This is a genomic window from Modestobacter sp. VKM Ac-2984, from assembly GCF_026967985.1.
GTDB lineage: Bacteria > Actinomycetota > Actinomycetes > Mycobacteriales > Geodermatophilaceae > Modestobacter.
On sequence record NZ_JAPVBJ010000002.1, the window covers coordinates 204,808 to 220,199 of the forward strand.

The 15,392-nt window shown below is 73.7% G+C and carries 15 protein-coding genes; 8 read left to right on the top strand and 7 right to left on the bottom strand.

Translation table 11 applies throughout. The features are described from left to right. Positions 1-542: 542 nt before the first annotated feature. From rpmH to O2W16_RS04925, 8 genes are all read left to right on the top strand, one after another. Positions 543-680 carry a 50S ribosomal protein L34 gene (gene rpmH, locus O2W16_RS04890; protein WP_036333061.1) on the top strand — a complete coding sequence of 46 codons (138 nt, stop codon included), beginning with the start codon at positions 543-545 and terminating at the stop codon, positions 678-680. A 1-nt stretch (position 681) separates the two neighbouring features. Then, the gene (rnpA, locus tag O2W16_RS04895; protein ID WP_269157685.1) at positions 682-1,074 is read left to right on the top strand and encodes a ribonuclease P protein component; all 393 of its coding nucleotides are present in this window, start codon (positions 682-684) and stop codon (positions 1,072-1,074) included. After that, positions 1,071-1,499, top strand: a complete 429-nt coding sequence (gene yidD, locus O2W16_RS21650) for a membrane protein insertion efficiency factor YidD (RefSeq protein WP_269157686.1) — start codon at positions 1,071-1,073, stop codon at positions 1,497-1,499. The genes rnpA and yidD overlap by 4 nt, the downstream gene beginning before the upstream one ends. Then, positions 1,492-2,595 carry a membrane protein insertase YidC gene (yidC, locus tag O2W16_RS04905; protein WP_269157687.1) on the top strand — a complete coding sequence of 368 codons (1,104 nt, stop codon included), beginning with the start codon at positions 1,492-1,494 and terminating at the stop codon, positions 2,593-2,595. Before yidD ends, yidC begins: the two co-directional genes overlap by 8 nt. Positions 2,596-2,685: 90 nt before the next feature. Further along, positions 2,686-3,324, top strand: a complete 639-nt coding sequence (locus O2W16_RS04910) for a Jag family protein (RefSeq protein WP_269157688.1) — start codon at positions 2,686-2,688, stop codon at positions 3,322-3,324. Continuing rightward, positions 3,321-4,037, top strand: coding sequence for a 16S rRNA (guanine(527)-N(7))-methyltransferase RsmG (gene rsmG, locus O2W16_RS04915; RefSeq protein ID WP_269157689.1), 717 nt, complete (start codon positions 3,321-3,323; stop codon positions 4,035-4,037). The genes O2W16_RS04910 and rsmG overlap by 4 nt, the downstream gene beginning before the upstream one ends. Before the next feature lie 76 nt (positions 4,038-4,113). Continuing rightward, on the top strand, positions 4,114-5,229 hold the full coding sequence (locus O2W16_RS04920; RefSeq protein ID WP_331253734.1) for a ParA family protein: 1,116 nt from the start codon (positions 4,114-4,116) through the stop codon (positions 5,227-5,229). A gap of 67 nt (positions 5,230-5,296) precedes the next feature. Then, a complete protein-coding gene (locus tag O2W16_RS04925) occupies positions 5,297-6,340 on the top strand; it encodes a ParB/RepB/Spo0J family partition protein (protein ID WP_269157690.1) in 1,044 nt (347 codons plus the stop codon). Positions 6,341-6,376: 36 nt separating this feature from the next. On the opposite strand, the gene O2W16_RS04930 is transcribed toward O2W16_RS04925, so the two are convergent. The 7 genes from O2W16_RS04930 to murJ form a co-directional block, all read right to left on the bottom strand. After that, complete coding sequence (locus tag O2W16_RS04930) at positions 6,377-7,381, bottom strand: D-alanine--D-alanine ligase family protein (protein WP_269157691.1); 1,005 nt, start codon at positions 7,379-7,381, stop codon at positions 6,377-6,379. Further along, entirely contained in the window at positions 7,378-8,820 is a 1,443-nt protein-coding gene (locus tag O2W16_RS04935; protein WP_269157692.1) for an aminotransferase-like domain-containing protein, read from the bottom strand. The genes O2W16_RS04930 and O2W16_RS04935 overlap by 4 nt, the downstream gene beginning before the upstream one ends. Before the next feature lie 36 nt (positions 8,821-8,856). Beyond that, positions 8,857-9,987 carry an N-acetylmuramoyl-L-alanine amidase gene (locus O2W16_RS04940; RefSeq protein ID WP_269157693.1) on the bottom strand — a complete coding sequence of 377 codons (1,131 nt, stop codon included), beginning with the start codon at positions 9,985-9,987 and terminating at the stop codon, positions 8,857-8,859. Positions 9,988-10,220: 233 nt separating this feature from the next. Beyond that, positions 10,221-10,550: a thioredoxin gene (gene trxA, locus O2W16_RS04945; RefSeq protein WP_014743508.1), complete on the bottom strand. Its 330-nt coding sequence runs from the start codon at positions 10,548-10,550 to the stop codon at positions 10,221-10,223. A 58-nt stretch (positions 10,551-10,608) separates the two neighbouring features. After that, positions 10,609-11,625 (bottom strand): thioredoxin-disulfide reductase, encoded by a 1,017-nt coding sequence (trxB, locus tag O2W16_RS04950; RefSeq protein WP_269157694.1) that lies wholly within the window; start codon positions 11,623-11,625, stop codon positions 10,609-10,611. A 52-nt stretch (positions 11,626-11,677) separates the two neighbouring features. Further along, entirely contained in the window at positions 11,678-13,291 is a 1,614-nt protein-coding gene (locus tag O2W16_RS04955; protein ID WP_269157695.1) for a protein kinase family protein, read from the bottom strand. A gap of 70 nt (positions 13,292-13,361) precedes the next feature. Then, complete coding sequence (gene murJ / locus O2W16_RS04960) at positions 13,362-15,251, bottom strand: murein biosynthesis integral membrane protein MurJ (RefSeq protein WP_269157696.1); 1,890 nt, start codon at positions 15,249-15,251, stop codon at positions 13,362-13,364. Between the last annotated feature and the right edge of the window lie 141 nt (positions 15,252-15,392).

Genomic DNA, 15,392 nt, shown 5'->3' on the forward strand with positions numbered 1-15,392 from the left:
CGAGTGTCCACAGTCTGTGCACGCTCGGCGACACCTGGTCCGGCGACCGGCGTGCGCGCTGCCGGTCACGACGTCGTGGCTGGTGAGCGCCCGGACGGCGGGCGATCGGAGAGGGTGCGGCGAGCATCAGGCCGACGGGGTCGGCAGGAGGACCGGCGCCCAGTCGTCCGACCAGGGGCGACGGCGACGCTAACAGCCCCGTCCACAGGCGGGCAACGACGACGGCAGCGGCGCGCTGACCGGTCGCGGCGTGTCCGGCATCGGAGGGCTCCGACGGCGGTGCACCATGACGGGTCCGGCCAGCAGACCAGGACCCGCCGGGTCTCGGCTATGCTGGTCGGAGTCTGTGCACGGGAGTCGGTGCACGTCCCCAGCTCGTGGGGCCGTGAACGCCGGGCCCGTCGCGCAGCAGACCAGCCTCGGGAGCCCGGGACGGTCGCAGGGACCGGGAGCAACCGGGGCCGACGACCTGCCCGGCCCCGCGCGTGCGCTGCCCGACCGGGTCCGCGCCGCACCGACGTCGTCAGCAGTGGGAGTCCCTCGTGAGCAAGCGCACGTTCCAGCCGAACACCCGTCGCCGGGCCAAGACCCACGGCTTCCGGCTGCGCATGCGCACCCGGGCCGGGCGGGCGATCCTCGCCGCCCGCCGTGGCAAGGGTCGCAACAAGCTCTCCGCCTGAGGTGCTGCCTGCGCAGGCACGCCTGCGCCGGCGGCCGGAGTTCACCGCGGTCGTGCGGTCCGGCCGGCGTGCCGGGCGGCCGACCCTGGTGGTGCACTACCTCTCCGAACGGCCCGTCGCCCGGGTCGGGGGTCCCTCGGACCCTGCGACCGGGCCGCGGGCCGGTTTCGTGGTCGGCAAGACCGTCGGCAACTCCGTCTGCCGGCACCGGGTCACCCGGCAGCTCCGACACCTCGTCGGCGACCGGCTGGACCGGCTCCCGCCGACGGCGGACCTCGTCGTCCGGGCCCGCCCGGAGGCGGCCCAGGCCGGTTCTGCCGTGCTGAGCCGCGACCTGGACGCCGGGCTCGACCGGGTGCTCGGCGACCGCGGCTCCCGGAGCCGGCGGCCGTGACCGGCTCGCCGGCCCGCGGGCTGCTGGCCGCCGTCCGCTTCTACCAGCGCGCGATCAGCCCGGCGTTCCCGCCGCGGTGCCGCTTCGAGCCCACCTGCAGCGCCTACGCGGCCGAGGCGATCGAGGTCCACGGCGCCGGGCGGGGCAGCTGGCTGGCCGCGTGCCGGCTGGCGAAGTGCGCACCCTGGCACCGCGGCGGCGTCGACCTGGTCCCACCTCGGCGCGGCGCCGAGGCGCCCCCCGGCGACGCAGGTCGCGAACCGGGCTCAGGAACCGCTGGGCCCACCCACTCGTCGTGCACAGCGGCGCACCCGCCGGCACCGTCCGCGGCGACCGCGTCGACGGCTGACGGCACTCGTCGTCCCGACCGTGCCACCCCGCCGGCTCCGCGCCGGTCTGCGCAGCAGGAGGCTGGCGTTGCTTGACTGGCTGTACACCGCGATCGCGTGGGTGATGAAGCAGTGGCATGCACTGTTCTCCACGTTCCTGCCTCCGGCGAGTGGCCTCGCATGGGCGCTGTCGATCGTCTTCCTGGTCGTAACCATCCGCGTGCTGCTGTTCCGCCTGTTCGTCAAGCAGGTGAAGAGCCAGCGGGCGATGCAGGAGATCCAGCCGGAGATCCAGAAGCTCCGTAAGCAGTACGGCAGCGACAAGCAGGGCTTCAGCCAGGCCATGATGGCGCTGAACAAGGAGCGCGGGGTCAACCCGCTCGCCGGCTGCCTGCCGATCCTGCCGCAGATCCCGATCTTCCTGTCGCTCTTCCACGTGCTGCGCCGGATCGCGCCGGACAAGGAAGGTCTCTACAGCTGGGACGACGAGCTCACCGACCAGGCCGCCCGCGCCGACCTGTTCGGTGCTCCGATCTCCTCCTCGTTCAACATGACCGGGAGGAAAGAAGAGCTGATCCTCGCGCTGCCGGGGGTCGACTACACCAACATCCGGATCGTCGCGTTCGTCCTGATCGTGATCATGTGCTTCACGACCTTCTTCACCCAGAAGCAGATCATGAAGCGCTCCGGCCCGGTCGAGGGTCAGGCCGCGATGGTGCAGAAGCTGCTGCTCTACGGCATGCCGCTGAGCCTCTTCGTCTCCGGCTTCTTCTTCCCGATCGGCGTCCTCCTCTACTGGTTCACCAACAACCTGTGGACCCTGGGCCAGCAGTTCTACATCTTGAAGAAGCTCCCCCCGCCCGGGTCGCCGGCCGCGCTGGCCAAGGCCGCCGCCGACAAGCCGCAGATCGACCCGAAGACCCTCGCCCCCAAGCCGGGTGCGAAGCCGGTGCGCCCCAAGCCGGGCACCCGTCCCGCGTCCGCGGCCCCGGCGTCCCCCGTGGACGGCGACGGCGGTGCGGCCGACGTCCCGCCGGCGGGTGCGACCCCCGCCACGGGCAACGGGCACGTGGAAGGCGGCTCGGCCAACGGCCGGCCCGCCGGTGGCGGCGGTGCCCGCCCCCGGACGGGCTCCTCGGGCAGCCGGTCCTCGGCCGGCCCCGCCAACCGAGGCAAACGCAAGCGCCGCTGACCGGCTGCGGCACCCGGGCGTGAGCCTGCGGCGTGCCCGCTCCCTGACCACCGGGCTCGCCCGGCCGCCTGCACGACCCTGGAGGACTCCGTGAGTGCATCCGACAACGACACCGTGGCCACGTCCGAGGCGACCTCGGACGCCCTGCTGACCCCGGCCGGTGGGAGCGGTGACCCGGCGCTGCCCGACGCCGACCCGGCGTCCTCGGACGCCGTCGTCGAGCCGGTCGACGTCGAGGACACCGACGAGGACGCCGGCGAGGGCGGGGACGGCCTGCTCGTCCGCGAGGGCGACGTCGCCGGCGACTACCTGGAGCGGCTGCTCGACATCCTCGACGTCGACGGCGACATCGACCTGGACGTCGAGGGCGACCGGGCATCGGTCGCCGTCGTCGGCGGCCAGCTGAAGACCCTCATCGGGCCGGACGGTGCGACGCTCGAGGCGCTCCAGGAGCTGACCCGGCTGGCAGTCGCCCAGGCCACCGGCGTCCGCAGCCGCCTGATGCTCGACATCGGCGGCTTCCGGGCCAAGCGGCGGGCCGACCTGACCAGCCTCGCCTCCGAGGCGGCCGAGCGGGTCGCCGAGAGCGGCGCACCCGAGCGCCTCTCGCCGATGAACCCGTTCGAGCGGAAGGTCGTGCACGACGTCATCGCCGGGGCTGCCGGCGTGCGGAGTGAGTCGGAGGGCGAGGAGCCGAGCCGGCGCGTCGTGGTCCTGCCGGACCGGTGATCGACGGGGAGGACCCGGCCGAGGAGACGACCTCGACCGGAGATCAGGACGTCGCTGTTCCGGAAGTACCCGCGCTGGCCGCCTCGCTGTTCGGTCCCGCGGTGGACCAGGTGGGGCGCTACGTGGCCATGCTGGCCGGTGACGGCGTGGTCCGTGGGTTGATCGGGCCTCGTGAGGTGCCCCGGCTCTGGGATCGTCACGTGCTGAACAGTGCTGCGCTGGCCGAGGTGGTGCCCCAGGGCAGCCGGGTGGTCGACGTGGGCAGCGGCGCCGGGCTCCCCGGGGTGCCGCTGGCGCTCGCCCGCCCGGACCTGACGCTCACGCTGGTGGAGCCGATGGCCCGCCGGGTGGAGTTCCTCCAGGACGTCGTGACGGAGCTGGGCGCTCCCTGGCGGGTGATCCGCGGGCGGGCCGAGGAGCGATCGGTCGTCCGGGCGGTCGGGTCGGTCGACGTGGTCACCGCACGGGCGGTGGCGCCGCTGCCCCGACTGGTGGGCTGGTGCCGCGGGCTGCTGGCCCCGGGGGCGCAGCTGATCGCCCTCGTCGGTGCCCGGGCAGCGGCGGAGGTGCCCGGGCTGGTGCCCGAGCTGGAGGCGGCCGGCATGCGGGACGTGCACACGCGGGCAGTCGGTGTCGAGCTCGGGGCCGCAGCCACTACCGTGGTGCTCATGACGCGCGCTGGCACCTCCCGGTCCGGGCGCTCGGCAGGGTGAGCCCGTTTCACGTGGAACTCGCCGTAGCGACCGCACCCTGTTCCACGTGGAACACGGTGGTGAGGAGGACGCACCGATGACGGACCCGGGCGAGCGGCTGCGCAACAGTCTCGCTGCCGATCAGCCGGTCGGTCCCGACTTCGACAGCCCGATCGCCATGGAGGCGATGCGGGCCACCCGCGTCCTGCACGCGGCCGACCAGGAGCCCTTCCCGGCGCCTGGCCGGATCCGGGTGGTCACGGTGGCGAACCAGAAGGGCGGGGTAGGGAAGACGACCTCGACGGTGAACCTCGGCGTCGCCCTGGCCATGTACGGGCTCCGGACGCTGGTCATCGACCTCGATCCTCAGGGGAACGCCAGCACCGCTCTCGGCGTGGAGCACACCGTGGGCACCCCGTCGATCTACGACGCACTCGTCGGGGACAACACCCTCGCCGAGGTCACCCACCCGACGACGGCGAGCCCGAACCTCTTCTGCGTCCCCGCGACGATCGACCTGGCGGGCGCGGAGATCGAGCTGGTCTCCGTGGTCGCGCGCGAGCACCGGTTGCGGCGCTCGATCGAGACCTACCTGCACGAGCTCCCCGCCGAAGAGCGCCCGCACTACGTCCTCATCGACTGCCCGCCGTCGCTGGGGCTCCTCACGCTGAACGCGCTGGTGGCCGGGGACGAGGTGCTCATCCCCATCCAGTGCGAGTACTACGCCCTGGAAGGGCTCGGGCAGCTGCTCTCGAACATCGACCTGGTGCGCGCCCACCTCAACCCGGGCATCTCGGTGAGCACGATCCTGCTCACCATGTACGACGGCCGGACGAAGCTCGCCGACCAGGTGGCCGACGAGGTGCGCAACCACTTCGGTGAGCTGGTGCTCACCGCGGTCATCCCGCGGAACGTCCGGGTGAGCGAGGCACCGGGCTACGGGCAGTCGGTGCTCACCTACGACCCGGGGTCCCGCGGCTCGACCAGCTACGTGGAGGCAGCCCGCGAGTTCGCCCGCCGGGGGGCCGCCCTGCCCGCCTCGATGGCACAGCCGGTCACCCAGCCTCCTCCCCCACCACCGGTCCCCACTCCGGTCTACCCGCCGCCGGTGGGTGGTCCGCCGCCGCCGGTGGGCGGACCGCCGTCGGTGGCGGCGCTGGTGCTCGGTGAGCCGGCGACGGCCCCTGCGCAGCGCGGACGGCACGCGACGTGACCCCGGTGCGCCCCATTCCCACTCCCGAGCCGCGCCTGCGGACACCGGGCATCTGCGAGGAGGACCAGTGACCAAGCGCGGCGGTCTGGGGCGGGGCCTGGCGGCTCTGATCCCCACCAGTGCACCGGCTCCCACGGCGACCCCGGCGGCTCGCGCCGCGGAGGCCGCAGAAGCAGCCGAGGTCGCCGCCACCGCGGTCGGCCAGGCCGGGGCCACGCCCCCGGATCAGCCCGCCCGGACGGCATCGGTGCACGAACTCCCGAGCCGCGCGCTCGACGAGGTCGCCGGCGTGCCCGGCGCCCAGCTGCGCGAGCTCCCGGTCGACGACATCGTCCCGAACCCCAAGCAGCCGCGGCAGGTCTTCGACGACGAGGCGCTGGAGGAGCTCACCCACTCGGTTCGTGAGTTCGGGCTCCTGCAGCCGATCGTGGTCCGGGAGGCCGGGGACGGCCGCTACGAGCTCATCATGGGCGAGCGTCGGCTCCGCGCCTCGCGGGCGGCCGGTCTGGAGACCGTGCCCGCGATCGTCCGGGACACCACCGACGACGCGATGCTGCGCGACGCCCTCCTGGAGAACATCCACCGCGTCCAGCTGAACCCGCTGGAGGAGGCGGCCGCCTACCAGCAGCTGCTCGAGGAGTTCGGCGCCACGCACGAGGAGCTGGCCAGCAAGATCGGGCGCAGCCGCTCCCAGGTCACCAACACCATCCGGCTGATGAAGCTGCCGGTGAAGGTGCAGACCCGGGTCGCCGCCGGCGTCATCTCCGCCGGTCACGCCCGAGCGCTGCTGGGCCTCCCCGAGGCCGAGGCGCAGGACGCACTGGCCACCCGGATCGTCGCCGAGGGCATGTCGGTCCGGGCGACCGAGGAGGCCGTCGCCATGGCGGTCGCCGACTCCCCCACCGCGGCGCGCCGTTCCGCGCGGAAGATCAGCGCCCCGGGGGTCGAGGACCTCGCCGGGCGGCTCTCGGACGTCTTCGAGACCAAGGTGAAGGTGCAGATCGGGCGCGCAAAGGGCCGGATCGTCGTCGAGTTCGGCTCGGTCGACGACCTGCAGCGGATCGTCGGGATGATGGCCCCCGACATCACCGGTCGCAGCCAGCAGGAGTGATCACCGCAGTTACGTCACGGACGTAACTGCGGGCCCTCATCCCGTGATCGGACCCTCGGCGGCTGCGCGGGCCAGCAGCCGGCCGAGGACGTCACCGAGCCCGTACCCGGCCGCCTCGACCGCCATGGGGAACATCGACGTCTCGGTCAACCCCGGGGAGACGTTCACCTCGAGGAACTGGACCTCCCCGTCCGGGGTGACGATCGCATCGGTGCGGGACAGGCCCGCCAGCCCCAGCACCCCGTGCACCCGCAGGGCCACCTCCGCAGCACGGGCAGCGACCTCGTCGGAGACCCGCGCCGGGGAGTGGTACTCGGTCATCCCGGGCGTGTACCGGGAGGTGTAGTCGAAGACGCCGGACTCCGGGGCGATCTCGACCGCCGGCAGCGACTCGGGACCGTCCCCGAGGTCGATCACCGACAGGGCCAGCTCGACCCCGTCGACGAAGCGTTCCACCATCACCGTGTCGCCATAGGCGAAGCAGCTGACCATCGCGGCCGGCAGGTCCTCGACCCGGCTGACCTTCTGCACGCCGAGCGAGGAGCCACCCGAGGCGGGCTTCACCATCAGCGGGAGGCCGAGCCGGGCGACGATGAGGTCCAGGACGGCGCCGGCGCCCAGCTCCCGGAAGGTGCTGTGCGGCAGCGCGACCCAGTCCGGGGTGGAGATCCCGGCGGTGCGCACGACCGACTTGGCGGCCGGCTTGTCCCAGGCCAGTCGGCAGGCCGCGGCCGGGGAGCCCACGTAGGGCACGCCGGCCAGGTCGAGCACGGCCCGCAGCGCGCCGTCCTCGCCGGTGGCGCCGTGCAGCGCGATGAACACCGCGTCGGTGGGGGTGGCGGCCAGGCCGGGCAGCAGTTCGGCGTCGGCATCGCGCATCTCGGCCTCCACCCCCGCCCGGGTCAGCGCCTCGACCACCTGGCCACCGGAGTTGATGCTGACCTCCCGCTCGAAGGTCAGCCCGCCGGCGAGCACCAGGGCCCGCAGCGGGGTCGTCCGGGCACCGGGTGCCGCCACCGGTGCAGCCGCCTGGTCGGTCATGGCTGAGGGTCCTCGCTCTGATCGCTGTTCGCCGGACCGATGACCGGTGGCGGGGTCGGTCGACCGCTCGCCGGCCGGGTCGTGGCCGGGCCGACCGCCCGGAACGTCCCGGTGTCGACGGCGTCGAAGGTGGAGTGCAGGTCCAGCTCGGCCTCGATGACCCGGGCCAGCCGGCGCACGCCCTCACGGATCTGGTCCGGCTCGGGATAGCAGTAGGACAGCCGCATGTGCTCCCGGCCGCCACCGTCGGCGTAGAAGCCGATCCCGGGCACGTAGGCGACGTGCGCAGCGACCGCACGGGGCTGCATCAACTTGGCGTCCAGGCCGTGCGGCAGCTTGAGCCAGACGTAGAACCCGCCGTCCGGCTTGGTCCAGCTGGTGCCCGGCGGCATGAGCGCGGTGAGCGACTCCAGCGTGGCGTCGCGCCGCTCGCGGTACAGCTCGGTGAAGACCTTGATCTGCTCGCGCCAGGGCTGGGTGTCGAGGTAGCGGGCCACGGCGTACTGGGTGAGCGAGGGCGGACAGAGCACCTGCGCCTCGGTCGCGAGCACCAGCTTCTCCCGCACGGCCAGCGGGGCGAGCAACCAGCCCACCCGCAGGCCCGGGGCGAAGGTCTTGGAGAACGAGCCGAGGTAGATGACCCGGTCCTCGTTGCGCGCGCGCAGGGCACGCATGGGCTCCTGGTCGAAGCCGAGCAGCCCGTACGGGTTGTCCTCGATGACCAGCAGGTCGTACTGCTCGGCGATCGCGATGACCGCCTCACGGCGGGGCTCGCTCAGCGTGACGCCGGCCGGGTTGTGGAAGTTCGGCACCGTGTAGAGGAACTTCACCCGGTCACCGCGGGCCCGGCACTCCAGCAGGGCCTCCTCCAGCGCCTCGGGGATCAGCCCGTCGTCGTCCATCGCGACGTGCCGGACCTGGGCCTGGGCGGCCTGGAAGACCCCGAGGGCCCCGACGTAGGACGGCGCCTCGGCGAGGATGACGTCACCCGGATCGACGAACACGCGGGTGACCAGGTCGAGCCCCTGCTGGGAGCCGACGGTGACGACCACCTCGCTGGCCGAGGCGTCGGTGATGCCCTCCAGGGCCATCACGTCGCAGATCCGCTCCCGCAGCCGGGGGTCGCCCTGGCCCGGGCCGTACTGCAGGGTCTGGGCCCCCATGCCGGACACCAGCTCGCCGATCATCGACCCGACGGCGTCGAGGGGCAGGGCGGTGACGGCGGGCATGCCGCCGGCGAGCGAGACGACCTCGGGGCGGCTCACCACGGAGAACAGCGCCCGGATCTCCGAGCTCTTCATGCCGTGGGTGCGTGCTGCGTACCGGTCTGCCAGGGGGTCCAGCCGCGGGTGCCGCGGGGAGACGTGCGGGGACGCACCGCTGGAGTGCGCCCCGGCCTGACCGCTTCCGACCGAGGGGCCGGGCACAGGAGGGGTCACCCCTGGAAGTCTATGCCCCGGCCCCGGCCCGGCCGTTCAGCCGCGGGCGGGCAGCAGGAAGGTGCCGGTCGGCGGGTCGGCGTCGGCGGGCAGGAACAGCCGCTGGACGGCGGCCACGACCGCCTGGGCGACGGTGCTGCGCAGCCGGGCGTCCAACAGCAGCAGCCGGTCGACCGGGTGGGAGAGGTAGCCGCAGTCGACCCGGACGGCGGGCATCCTCGTCATCCGCAGGATGTCCCAGGTCTTGGGGTGCGAGCCGCAGTCCAGCATCCCGGTGCGGGCGATGACCTCGCGGCGCACCAGGTTGGCGAACTCCTCGCCGACCGTGGAGCTCGCACCCGATCCGGTGCCGTAGTAGTAGCTGGCGACGCCGCGGGCGTGCGCCGACCCGTGGGCCTCCATGTGCAGGGACAGGAAGAGGTCGGCACGGGCCTGGTTGGCGAAGGCGGTGCGGTCCTCGGCGGTCGGGTCGACGGTGCGGCCGCGGGTGAGGTAGACGGTGGCACCGGCGGCGGCCAGGCGCCCCTCGATCCGGGAGGCGAGGTCGAACACCAGGTCGGCCTCGGTGGTCTCCCCGGCCGTGTACCCGCTGTCGTCGCCGCCGTGGCCGGGGTCGATCACGATGACCCGGCCGATCAGGTGCGGCCCGGAGTCGACGAGGGAGGCGCTCTGCCGGAGCAGCTGCGGCCGGCCGCCGGTGACCCGGCGGCCCAGCTGCTTGAGCGCGCGGAGCGTGGCCGGACCGCACGTGCCGTCGGCGGTCAGCCCGTAGTCGCGCTGGAAGGCCCGCAGACCCAGCTCGGTGTCGGCGCCCAGCATGCCGTCGGCCCGGCCGGCGTCGTAGCCGAGCTCCAGCAGCAGCTCCTGCAACCGGCGGACGTCGTCCCCGCGGGTGAGTCGTTCGGGGTCGAACCGCAGCAGCCGGTCGCCCAGCGACCAGCGGGCCTCGTGCAGGGCGCGGTAGGTCTCGTCACCGACCCGGCCGTCGACGGAGAGCCCGCGGACCTGCTGGAAGTGCCGGACGGCGAGCTCGGTCGCCGCGTCGTAGGCCGACTCCTCGGGGCGTTCCGGTCGCTCCAGCTCATCGGCCAGCAGGCCCAGGGAACGGAGCATGGCCTGCACCTCCGCCACGGCGGGGCCGGTGCTGCCAGGTCGCAGGACGTCCATGCGGAGGTCGTCGCTCCTCGCTCGGGTCGGGGTGGCCGGTGGGTGCCGCTGGAGACGATTGTGGCGGGTGTACACGATCGAGCAGTGCACCGGGTTGTCCGCTGCCCCGTCGGGGTGAGCGACGGACGGAACGAGCGAGGCCCGTCCGTCCGGGGGGACGGGCGGGCCTCACCGTGGTTCGGACGCCGTGGCGGTGCACGGCCTCCCGTCGGCCGGGGGCCGGCCCGACGGGATCAGAGGTAGTCGGACAGGTCCGAGAGGATGGCGCCCTTGGGCTTGGCGCCGATGATGCTCTTGACCGGCTTGCCACCCTGGAAGACCGTCATGGTCGGGATCGACATGACCTGGTAGTCACGGGCGATCTGCGGGTTCTCGTCGATGTTGAGCTTCGCGATCGTCAGCTTGTCGGCGTGCTCGGCCGCGATCTCCTCCAGCACGGGGGCGACCATCTTGCACGGCCCGCACCACTCGGCCCAGAAGTCGACCAGAACGGGCTTGTCGCTGCCCAGGACGTCACTGGCGAAGCTCGCGTCGGTGACGGTCACGGTGTTCTTGCCTGCCATGGTGCTGCTCCTTGCTCAGAGGGGACGGTGGAGTCTGTGGTTCAGCGCAGTCGGTGGTTCAGCGCTCGTCGAAGGTCTCGGCGAGCCAGCGCTCGGCGTCGATCGCCGCGGCGGCACCGGTGCCGGCCGAGGTGATCGCCTGCCGGTAGATGTGGTCGACGACGTCGCCGCAGGCGAACACGCCGTTGATGTTGGTGTCGGTCGTCGGGTGGGAGACCACCACGTACCCCTCGTCGTCCAGCTTCAACTGCCCGACGAAGAGCTCGGTGCGGGGGTCGTGGCCGATCGCGACGAACAGGCCGCTGACTGGCATCTTCTCGGTGGTTCCGGTGGCGAGGTCGGTCAGTTCGACCGCCTCGACCGTGGTGTCGCCGTGCACGTCGGTGACCTGCTTGCCCAGCGCCCAGCGGATCTTCTCGTTGTCCTGCGCGCGCTTGACCATGATCTTGGACGCGCGGAGCTCCTCGCGGCGGTGCACCACGGTGACGGACTTGGCGAAGCGGGTGAGGAAGGTGGCCTCCTCCATCGCCGAGTCGCCGCCGCCGACGACCACGATGTCCTGGTCACGGAAGAAGAAGCCGTCACACGTGGCGCAGGCGGAGACGCCGCGGCCCAGCAGGCGCTGCTCGTTGTCCAGCCCGAGGTAGCGGTACTTGGAGCCGGTGGCCACGATCACCGCGTGCGCGAGGTGCACCTCGTCGCCCACCTTGACCACCTTGGGGTCGACGGTGAGGTCGACCTCGGTGACGTCCCGGGCGACCAGCTCGGCACCGAAGCGCTCGGCCTGGGTGCGCATGTCGTCCATGAGCTGGGGGCCCTGGATGCCCTCCGGGAAGCCGGGGAAGTTCTCGACCTCGGTGGTGGTCATCAGTGCGCCGCCGAACTGCGAGCCCTCGAACACCAGGGGGTGCAGGTTCGCGCGGGCGGCGTACGTGGCAGCGGTGTACCCGGCGGGACCGGACCCGATGATGATCAGGTCGCGGATCCCGTCGTGCTCCGCCGGGGGGATGGCGGGCGGGCCGTCGGTCGAGACCGCGGGACCGGGCGTCGGCTGGTTCGTCGTCACGGGGCGCACAACGGCCAGCCTAGGACGCGCATTCCCGGCCTGACCCCTCCCGGGGGGCGGTTCAGCCGGCTGCGGTGACGGTGACCTCGGCCAGGTCGGCGCTGAAGCCGTCGTCGACGGGCACCAGGCCGGTCACCCAGACCAGCACGTAGCGGCTGGTCGCCGGCTCGCCGAAGGTCAGCACGTCGTCGCCGGTGAGCTCTCCGGAGGCGGCGACCGGGAAGGACTCCAGTGCGGCGTCCGGTGAGCCGCCGGTGCGCACCTCGACCGTCGCCCCGGGCTGGGTGGTCCGCAGCGCGACGCCACCGATCGTCTGCTCGCTGCCCAGGTCGTACAGGACGCCGACACCGGGCTTGAGGTTGCCGAAGTCGGCCGAGCCCCGGTAGTTCAGCGTCGACCAGGCGGTGCTCGGGTCACCGTCGTAGGACAGCGGGACGTCGTCGTCGTTCTCCGGCTCCCCGTCGCCGAACGGGTCGAACACCGTGGCGCCGGTGATGGGCACCGGGGCACCGGCGGCCGGGGGCGCCGGAGCCGGCTCCTCGGCCGGGTCGGCCCCGGCGGTGACGCTCGGTTGCGGCGTCGACCCGTCCGGACCGCCCTCGACGCTGCCGGCCACGGAGAGCACGTTGGTGCCGAACCACCAGCCGATGACGACGACCAGCGCCAACGCCAGCAGGGGCAACCCGATCACGGCCAGTCGCCGCCGGGCGAACCGCGCCGGCTCGGTGCCGGCTGGGTCGTCCTCCGCCGCGGCGAAGGTCTCGTCGAGGACGAGGTCGTCCTCGTCCTCGACCCGGTGGCTGCCCGGCCCGGCGGAGAGCGGGCGCGGCAGGGCCGCCCCGGGGACGGGCGGGAGGCGGTGCCGGCCCATCCGGACCGGCTCCTCCGCGTCGTCCAGCTCCTCCGCGTCGGCGAGGTCGCGGCGGTCGCGCATGCGGCGGACCCAGCCGCTGTCGGTGAGGCCGTCGGGCCGCGCGGTCTCCTGCGGGCCGGTGCGCGGGCGGTCGGCGAGCAGCGACACCATCGTGCTGACGCTCGACAGGCCGGTGGCCGGGTCGGTGGAACGGGCCCGGCGCACCAGGGCGGCGAGGTCGGGCGAGGAGATCTCGACCGGCCGGCCGCCGGTCAGGCACAGCTCCAGCAGCGCCCCGAGCGCGGCGATGTCGCCCTTCTCGGTGCCGATGGCGGCCGGCACCGACAGCAGGCCCACCAGGCCGCCGGGGCGCAGGACGACGTGCTCGGGGGTGAGGCCGCCGACGGCCAGACCCACCCGGTGGGCCTCGGCGACCCCCTCGGCCAGCCGGCGGACCACCGCACGGGCCTCCCGCTCGGCCAGCGGGCCGTCGGTGGCGAGCCGGTCGGAGAGCCGGATGCCCTCGATCCACTCGTTGACGACGTAGGCGGCGCCGCCGGGCTCGCTGCGGCCGGTGCCCTCGGCGGCGTCGTAGACCATCGCCAGCGCGGGGGTGGCCAGCCCGCCGGCGGTCAGCGCGCGGTTGATCCACTCGCGCGCGGCCGGGCCGCCGGGGGCGTGCACCCGCAGGGCCACGTCGCGGTTGAGCACCCGGTCACGGGCGCGCCAGGAGCGGATGACCCCGGTGGGCGTCTCCTCGTCGGGCGCCACCTGGTCCAGCGGGCGGTAGCGATCGGGCAGGCCGGTTGTCGTCGACGTCACGGACGCTGCCGACCCCCTGGTCACTCTCGGCCGGGAACGGCGTCCCCGGTTCCGGCCGAGCGACGTCCGGTCACCGTGAGCGCCCGAGTCGAGCCCGGACCCCGGCCAGGACGCCCCTGAGCTCCGGGACACCGACCATCACGGCACCCGCGACGACCGCGCTGCCGATGACCACGGTACCGAGGACGACCGTCCCGAGCGAGCCCGGTACCGACGTGCCCAGCGACCTGCCCGCCAGCGACACGGCGGCCCAGCCCAGGGCCCCGGCGACGGCGGAGACCGCGCCCATCCGGAGCACGGTGGTGCCGGCCTCGGCACTGACCCGCACCCCGAGCTTGCGCTCCAGGGCGAAGGCGCCCACGCCCCAGCCGGCCAGGTAGGTGGCGCTGGTGGCGATCATCAGCCCGGCCACGACGTGCTCCGGGTCGACGAGCACCGGCACGAGCAGCAGCAGCGGCACCCGGACGGCGACCATCGCCACCTGGATGAGCGTCGGGGTCCGGGCGTCCTTCATGGCGTAGAACACCCGCAGCTGCAGCAGGGTCACCGCCATCGGCAGCAGGCCGAACGCACCGACCGCGAGGGCGACGCCGACCTGTCGGGCGTCGGTGACGTCGGCGTTGCCGCGGGCGAAGGCCACGATGCCGATCGCGGGCCCCAGGACCACCAGCAGGGCGGTCACCGGCAGCAGCCCGGTCGCCGACAGGCGGGTGCCCAGCGAGAGGTCGGCGACGACGCCGTCCATGTCGTGCCGCGCGGCCGCCCGGCTCATCCGGGGCAGCAGGGCGGTGAGCAGCGCGACGCCGATGATCCCGTACGGCATCTGGAACAGCAGGCTGGCGTTGGCGAAGGCGAGCGCGCCGATGCCGCCGGCGTCGGCGGCCTCGTTGGCCACGTTGGTGGCGACGACGACGCCGACCTGGCTGACCAGCACGTAGCCGATCACCCAGAGCCCGAGCGTGCCGGCCTCCCCGAGCCCGGTGCCCCGCAGCCCCCACCGGGGGCGCAGCGGGACGCCGTGCCGGCCCAGCAGTGGCAGCAGCACGAGCGCCTGCACGGCGATGCCCAGGGTGGTGCCGATGCCGAGCAGCCAGACCTGGAAGGGGGTGATGGTGAGCGGCGTCAGGTCGCCCGGCCCGGCGGCGAGGAGGAACACCGCCCCGGTGGCGATGACCACGACGTTGTTGAGCACCGGTGCCCAGGCGGGGGGGCCGAACACCTGCCGCGCGTTGAGCACCGCCGTGGCCAGCGCCCCGACCCCGTAGAAGACGATCTCCACCAGCAGGATCCGGGCCAGCCAGTTGGCCAGCTCGACCTGCTCGGGGTCCTCCCGGATGCCCATCAGCCAGGTCAGTGCGGGTGCTGCGAGCACGGCCGCGACGGTGAGGGCGGCCAGGCCGACGGTGGCCAGGGTGAGCAGCCGCTGGGTGTACCGCACGCCCCCGTCGGCGTCCCGCTCCTGGGCGCGGACCAGCAACGGGACGACGACCGAGGTCAGCACCCCGCCGAGCAGCAGCTCGTAGACGATGTTGGGCAACAGGTTGGCCACGGCGTAGGCGTCGCCGACCAGGCCGAAGCCCAGGGCGGCGGTGAGCACCATGGTGCGCAGGAAGCCGGTGAGCCGGGACACCAGGCTGGCGACGGCCATCGTCCCGGCCGCGCGCAGGATGCCGCTGCTGCCCCCCGAGCGGCCCTGGCGGACGTCGGTGTCCTCCGGCTCGTCCTCGAGGTAGCGGGGCACGGCCGGGATGACCGGGATGAGCTGGGTGTCGTCCGGGCCGGGCACGAAGCGCCGGGGCCGGGCCGGCGGCGGGACCGGCGGGAGCGCGGCCCGCCGGCGGGCGCCGTCACCGGAGACAGGGTCGCCCACCGGCCGCGCTGCCGGGTAGCCGGCGGGCGGTGGTGGCAGCGGTCGTGGCGGCACCGGCGTGGCCAGGGCCTCGGGGTTGTTGCCGACCACCGGGGCGGGGACGGGCGCGGGCGGGGTGGCCGCCGACCCCGGCTGTGCTCTCCGGTCCTGTGCTCCCCGGTACGGCGGCGGGGGCAGTGGTGCCGGTCTCCGGGGTCGCGCGTCGGGGGATCCGGCGCGCTGGTCCTCCGA

Coding starts and splice junctions, on each gene's coding strand:
- O2W16_RS04920 (WP_331253734.1), top strand. CDS start 4,114: ATGACGGACCCGGGCGAGCGGCTGCGCAACAGTCTCGCTGCCGATCAG.
- O2W16_RS04930 (WP_269157691.1), bottom strand. CDS start 7,381: ATGACCGACCAGGCGGCTGCACCGGTGGCGGCACCCGGTGCCCGGACG.
- O2W16_RS04940 (WP_269157693.1), bottom strand. CDS start 9,987: ATGGACGTCCTGCGACCTGGCAGCACCGGCCCCGCCGTGGCGGAGGTG.
- trxA (WP_014743508.1), bottom strand. CDS start 10,550: ATGGCAGGCAAGAACACCGTGACCGTCACCGACGCGAGCTTCGCCAGT.